This window comes from Erythrobacter donghaensis (genome assembly GCF_001557325.1).
Taxonomy (GTDB): Bacteria; Pseudomonadota; Alphaproteobacteria; order Sphingomonadales; family Sphingomonadaceae; genus Erythrobacter; species Erythrobacter donghaensis_B.
Map to the genome: position 1 here is coordinate 1 of NZ_LSJS01000183.1, position 6071 is coordinate 6071.

Annotated in this window: 6 protein-coding genes and 2 pseudogenes; 3 read left to right on the forward strand and 5 right to left on the reverse strand. The window is 68.0% G+C overall.

Annotated features, from left to right (window positions below):
- Positions 1-443: pseudogene (locus AX692_RS20140) on the forward strand (hypothetical protein); the annotation flags it as partial.
- Here the strand turns inward: AX692_RS20140 and recQ are convergent.
- On the reverse strand, positions 440-2254 hold the full coding sequence (gene recQ / locus AX692_RS11105; protein WP_073974655.1) for a DNA helicase RecQ: 1815 nt from the start codon (positions 2252-2254) through the stop codon (positions 440-442). The pseudogene AX692_RS20140 and the gene recQ sit on opposite strands and share 4 nt — an antisense overlap.
- A 76-nt stretch (positions 2255-2330) precedes the next feature.
- A complete protein-coding gene (locus AX692_RS11110; protein WP_073974654.1) occupies positions 2331-2882 on the reverse strand; it encodes a winged helix-turn-helix transcriptional regulator in 552 nt (183 codons plus the stop codon).
- A gap of 208 nt (positions 2883-3090) precedes the next feature.
- On the opposite strand from AX692_RS11110, the gene AX692_RS11115 reads away from it, so the two are divergent.
- Positions 3091-3435 (forward strand): CC_3452 family protein, encoded by a 345-nt coding sequence (locus AX692_RS11115; protein ID WP_073974653.1) that lies wholly within the window; start codon positions 3091-3093, stop codon positions 3433-3435.
- A gap of 231 nt (positions 3436-3666) precedes the next feature.
- Here AX692_RS11115 and AX692_RS11120 read toward each other — a convergent pair whose 3' ends face one another.
- From AX692_RS11120 to galE, 3 genes are all read right to left on the reverse strand, one after another.
- Positions 3667-4269 (reverse strand): HAD family hydrolase, encoded by a 603-nt coding sequence (locus tag AX692_RS11120; protein ID WP_073974652.1) that lies wholly within the window; start codon positions 4267-4269, stop codon positions 3667-3669.
- Between the two features lie 89 nt (positions 4270-4358).
- On the reverse strand, positions 4359-4484 hold the full coding sequence (ykgO, locus tag AX692_RS11125; RefSeq protein WP_017666014.1) for a type B 50S ribosomal protein L36: 126 nt from the start codon (positions 4482-4484) through the stop codon (positions 4359-4361).
- Between the two features lie 105 nt (positions 4485-4589).
- Entirely contained in the window at positions 4590-5594 is a 1005-nt protein-coding gene (gene galE / locus AX692_RS11130; protein WP_073974665.1) for a UDP-glucose 4-epimerase GalE, read from the reverse strand.
- A gap of 120 nt (positions 5595-5714) precedes the next feature.
- Here galE and AX692_RS11135 point away from each other — a divergent pair.
- A pseudogene (locus AX692_RS11135) lies at positions 5715-6071 on the forward strand (hypothetical protein); the annotation flags it as partial.

Below are 6071 nucleotides of genomic sequence, written 5' to 3' on the forward strand. Positions count from 1 at the left end.
AGCCCCAGCCCTCCCCCCAGCCCACGCAGCGCCCCAAGTCGACGATCGGCGCGCGGATCCGGCCGGGCGCAGCCGCAGGCCCCGCCGACACCGGCAATCCGCGCACCGCGGGCGACAGCGAGCGGGTGGGCACCTCGCGCAGTGGCGAGCCGCTCTATGCCGCGCGCTGGTATCGCGAGCCGACCGATCAGGAGCTCGGCGGCTATCTATCGACTGCCAACGGCCCGGGCCACGCGTTGATCGAGTGCCGCACGGTGAGCGGCTATTATGTCGAGGACTGCGCGCTGCTTAGCGAAGGCCCGCAAGGATCGCAGATCGGCCGCGCAGTGCTCGCCGCCGCATGGCAGTTCCGCGTCCGCCCTGCCCGGATCAACGGAGCGGAGCAGTTCGGCACATGGGTGCGGATAAGGATCGATTACACGGTGAGTCGGGCCAAGCGCTAAGCGCTCAGGTGCTCGCGCACCACGGCGACAAAATCCGGCCCCCAGGTCTCGAGCTTCTTTGCGCCCACGCCGGGGATGGTGCCCAGCTCGGCCAAAGTCTCCGGACATTGCAGCGCCATGTCGCGCAGCACCGAATCGTGGAAGATGACATAGGCGGGGAGGCCATGCGCGGATGCGAGCGCCTTGCGCTTGGCGCGCAGAGCCTCGAACAGCGGGTTGCCGACGGGGTTGGGCGCGGTGTCGCTGCCGCCCCGTGCGCGGCGTTCGCGGCGCTGACGCTTGGGGGGCGGCTCGGCGATGGTCACCCCGGCCTCGCCTTTCAGCACGGGGCGCGCCTCGGGGCCGAGGGCGAGGCCGCCGTGCTCGGTCGCGGTGAGCATGCCCCGCGCCACCAACGCGCGTGACAGGGGCCGGATCAACCGCGCCTCCTCGCCGCCGACGATGCCGAACACCGAAAGCCGGTCATGCGCGCGCGAGACGATCCGCTCGTCGCTCTGGCCGGTCAGCACCTTTTCGATATGGCCGATGCCGAAGCTCTGGCCGGTGCGGTAAACGGCGGAGAGGAGTTTTCGCGCAAGTTCGCTGGCGTCGACCACCTGCGGCGGTTCGAGGCAGTTGTCGCAGTTTCCGCAAGTCTCGGGCGGGTGCTCGCCGAAATGGCGCAGCAGGATCGCGCGGCGGCAGGTCGGCGCCTCGACCAGCGCGGCGAGCGCATTGAGGCGGGCATTCTCGGCAGGCAGGCGCTCTGGTTCCACTTCGCCCAGCCATTGCCGCGCGCGGGCGAAGTCGGAGACGCCCCAGAACAGGTGGGCTTCCGAAGGGTCGCCATCGCGGCCCGCACGCCCCGTCTCCTGATAATAGGCCTCGATCGACTTGGGCAGCCCGGCATGGATCACGAAGCGCACGTCGGGCTTGTCGATCCCCATCCCGAAGGCGATGGTGGCGACCATCACCATGCTTTCGGAGGCGACGAATTCGGACTGCACCCGCGCGCGGCGCTCGGGCTCCAGCCCCGCGTGATAGAACCCCGCCTCGCGCCCCGCACGGGTGATCGCGGCGGCGAGGTCTTCGGCCTGCTTGCGGCTGGGGGCGTAGACGATGCCTGCCCCGTCCAAACGCTGGAGCAGCTCGGTGATCTGGCGCGGGCCGTTGTCGCGGGGTGTGATGGCGTAGCGGATGTTCGGCCGGTCGAACCCGGCGACGATCAGGCCATCGTCGGGGATGCCCAGCTGCACCAGGATATCGGCGCGCGTCGCCCGGTCGGCGGTGGCGGTGAGCGCGAGGCGGGGCACGTCCGGAAAGCGGTCGAGCACCGGGCGCAGCATGCGGTAATCGCGGCGGAAATCGTGGCCCCACTCGGAGACGCAATGCGCCTCGTCGATGGCGAAGAGCGAGACAGGGGCGCGCTCCAGAAGGCTCTGGAAGCCGGGCGTCGAGGCGCGTTCGGGGGCGACATAGAGGAGGTCGAGATCGCCATTGCGAAACGCCTCGGCGGTGGCAGCGTTGTCGCTGTCGGCCGAGGTCATCGAGGCCGCACGGATGCCCGCCGCCCTTGCCGAGCGGATCTGGTCGTGCATCAGCGCGATCAGCGGCGAGATGACGATGGCGGTGCCCGCGCGGGCGAGCGCGGGGATCTGGTAGCACAGGCTCTTGCCCGCCCCGGTCGGCATCAGCGCGAGCGTGTGCGCGCCTGCCATCACGCGCCCGATCACCGCCTCCTGCTGCCCGCGGAAGGCGGGGTAGCCGAAGGTGCGGTGGAGGATGTCATGGCATTCCGGAGGAAGGGGGGCGGGGGGCGCGGCCACGTTCATGCGCGTCGCCCTAGCCCAAGCGGGGCGCGATGGGCACCCGCCGCGTGCCGCCTATCGACCGATTAGCGCCCGGAAATCAGCGAAGGCTGGCCTTCTTGGCGGCGAGATCGACCACGTCGCCCTGCGCGAGGTCGGCCCCGCGCGTGGCGATGCTGCCATCGGCGCGCTTGCCGAGGTCGGCGGGGCGCACCAGCCACAGGTCGTGGTGGCCAAGAATGCGGCCATCATGCGCAAGGATCGAGACCGGGCCGATCGGCAGGCGGTCGCGCTCGTCGACCAGCACCGGGTCCTCGACGACTCGCTCGGCCCCGTACTTCTGGCCCCACTGGCGCAGCGCGAGCATCGCGGGGAGCAGGTCGAAGCCCTTGTCGGTGAGGCGATATTCGATCTTGCGGCGATCGTCGGCGCAGGGCTCGCGCTTCAGAATGCCGTGCTCGACCAGCTTGGCGAGGCGGTTGGAGAGAATGTTGCGGGCGATCCCGAGCTCGGTCAGGAATTCCTCGAAGTGCTTGAGACCGTTGAAGCTCGCGCGCAGGATCATGAACGACCAGCGTTCGCCCATCACCTCGAGCGCCTGCGGCAGCCCGCATTCGATCAGCTCGCGCAACGGTTCTCTCAAATCACCCATAAAGCTCTGTCCCTTCCCCTTCCGGGGGTCTGTGTAACCGATTTTACGCGGCTCTCAAAAAAATTTCAGTTTTCAGTTGCAACTCACAACCTAGTTGGTTAGGTAGCGAATAGCAACTGGTTTCGAATCGAAATGTTGCGTTGCAAAATACGGTGACAGAGACCATGGGGCAGCAGTCCCAAGACACAAAAAGGCAAAGGATACCCCGATGACCAACTTCCTCTCCCTCCCCCGCACCGGCAAGTTCGCGATCCTGGCTTCGGCGCTGGTCTACACCGGCCTCAGCTTCGGCGTCGCCACCAGCAGCTCCCCCCTGAGCGCGGCGGGCACCGCCTATTACAGCGCCACCCTCGCCGCCCCGGCGAGCGAAGCGCGCTTCGTCGCGGGCGGCGTTGCCTGGACTTGCGAAGGCACCACCTGCGTCGCCGGCAAGGCGAGCGCGCGCCCGCTGCGCATCTGCCGCGGCCTCAACCGCAAGTCGGGCGAAATCGCCAACTTCAAGGTGCTCGGCCAGCCGATGGAAGCCGAGGAACTGGCCAAGTGCAACGGCTAAGCGCTGACTGACACGAAGTCCCTCTCCGTCCGGGCGTCCCCCCTCTCCAAACCGGACGGAGCATAACCCCCGGCGCACCCGGCGCCGGGGGTTTGTTTTTTGCGTTTCGCTCGCCCCTCCGGGCGAGCGTCCTCGGTGCTGTTACAAGCCCTGCGGGCTTGAGCACCTGCGGCTCGCGCACGTGCGCTCGCGGTCGCTGCGCGACCGATCCAGCGCTTCCCTCGGAAAACTTTACAAGAGATTCGCCGCTACCAACTGCGCCTCGAGACTCGCCGCGTCCGTAAACAGATGCGCATCCCACCCGCGCGCCCTCGCCGCCGCGATGTTGGCGGGGTTGTCGTCGGTGAAGAACAGCTGCGCGGCCGCGCGTCCGCTGCGTTCCTCGACGATTTCATAGATCCGCGGCTCGGGCTTGGCGACCTTCTCCTTGCCGGAGACGATGATGTCCGCGAAGTGATCGAAGATCGGCTGGGTCGGGCGGAACGCCTCCCAGAACTCGTCGCCGAAATTGGTCAGGCAGAACAGCGGCACCCCCGCCCCCGCCAGCCGCTCGACCAGCGCGTGCGAGCCTTCGACCGGCCCGGGCACGGTCTCGTTGAAGCGCGTCGCATAGGCCCGGATATGCGCCTCGTATTGCGGGTAGAGCGCGATCCGCTCGGGCACCATGTCGGCCAGCGCGCGTCCGCGGTCATGCTCGAAGTGCCATTCCTCGGTCACGACATTGGCGAGGAACCAGTCGAGCTCGTCGCGGTCGTCGATCAGCTTCTCGAACAGCGCGCCGAGCTGCCAGTGGAACAGCACCCGCCCGACATCGAACACCACGGCCTTACGCATCACCAGACCCCCAAAAGCCTGCGGCCCGCGCTCCGGCTAGGAGGCGGGCCGCCAAATCCGTCAGCCGCCCATCGGGCAGCCGCGCCAAATCAGCCCTGGCGGGCCTTGAAGCGACGATCGGTCTTGTTGATCACATAGGTGCGGCCGCGGCGACGGATCACGCGGTTGTCGCGGTGACGGCCCTTCAGCGACTTGAGGCTGTTGACGATCTTCATGGCGCTTTTCCAAAAGAGAAGCGCGCCGGAAATGCTCCGACGCGCGGAAATTGAAGCGTGCCGTTAGCCGCGCCGCGCGCCCGCGTCAATGCGAACCTGCCCCGATCAGCCCCTCAGATCGGTCAATTTGCGCTCCCAGGCGAGCGCATGGGCGATGATTTCGTCGAGATCGGCGTGCTGCGGCTCCCACCCGAGCGCCTGCTTCAGCCGCGCGGGGTTCGAAATGAGCGAATCGGGATCGCCCGCGCGGCGCGGCTCCAGGTGGCGCACGAGCTTGCGATTCGTCACCCGGTCGACCGCGTCGAGCACTTCATTGACCGAGAAGCCCCGGCCATAGCCGCAGTTCATCGTCAGCGAGCGCGCGGGCGCGGCGATCAGCGCCTCCAGCGTCAGCACATGCGCCGCGGCGAGATCGCTGACATGGATGTAGTCGCGCACCCCCGTCCCGTCGGGTGTCGCGTAATCGGTGCCGAACACGCTCACCGATTCGCGCTTGCCCAGCGCCGCCTCGATCGCGACCTTGATGAGGTGGGTCGCCCCCGCGGTCGATTGCCCGCTGCGCGCCTGCGGATCGGCGCCCGCGACGTTGAAATAGCGCAACACGCCGTAGTTGAGCGGATGCGCCGCGGCGACGTCGGCGAGCATCTGCTCGGTCATCAGCTTGGACCAGCCATAGGGATTGATCGGGCGCTGCGGGGTGTCCTCGTCCACCGCCGCGACATCGGGAATGCCGTAGGTCGCCGCGGTCGAGGAGAAGATGAAGTGTGGCACGCCAGCCGCCACCGCCGCCGCGATCAGCGCGCGGCTCTTGGCGGTGTTGTTGTGATAGTATTTGAGCGGGTCGGCGACGCTCTCGGGCACCACGATCGATCCGGCGAAGTGCATGATCGCGCGCGTGCCCTGCTCGGCAAAGATCCGCGCCAGCAGGGCGGCGTCCTCGATATCGCCCTCGTAAAGCGGCACGCCCTCGGGCACCGCGAAACGGAACCCCGTCGTCAGGTTGTCGATCACCGCGACCGGCCAGCCCGCATCGACGAGGGCGAGCACCGCATGGCTGCCGATATAGCCGGCCCCGCCGGTCACGAGCACAGAAGGTTTGGCCTCAGTCATCATGGCGCCCCTATCACAGAATCCGATTAGAGAAATCTCAACCTCGAGCACACACATCGCGGTCTGTGCATGTTCATGTGCGCAGCCTATAAACGGCAGGTCTCGAAAGGAACTTGCGTCATGTTGTCCTTCCGCCTGCTTGCCCCGCTCGGCGTCGCCGCGCTTGCGCTGTCCGCCTGCGCGACCACGCCCTACACCGGCCCGGTCGAAGTCACCCGCTTCGTCGCGCCCTCGGCAGGCGAACTGGGCCGCGGCACGATCGCGATCACCTTCGCCGAGGAGATCGCCAACCAGACCGCCCGCAATGCCTTTGCAGAGGCGGTGCGGGCCGAGCTGACCAAGGCCGGCTACACCGTGGTGGCCGAAGGCGTGCCTGCCGATCAGACCGCCGCGATCCGCTCCACCCGCACGCCGATCGTGGCCGCGCCGGTGCAGCGGCAGGGCCCGGTCAGCGTCGGGGTGGGCGGGAGCGTCGGC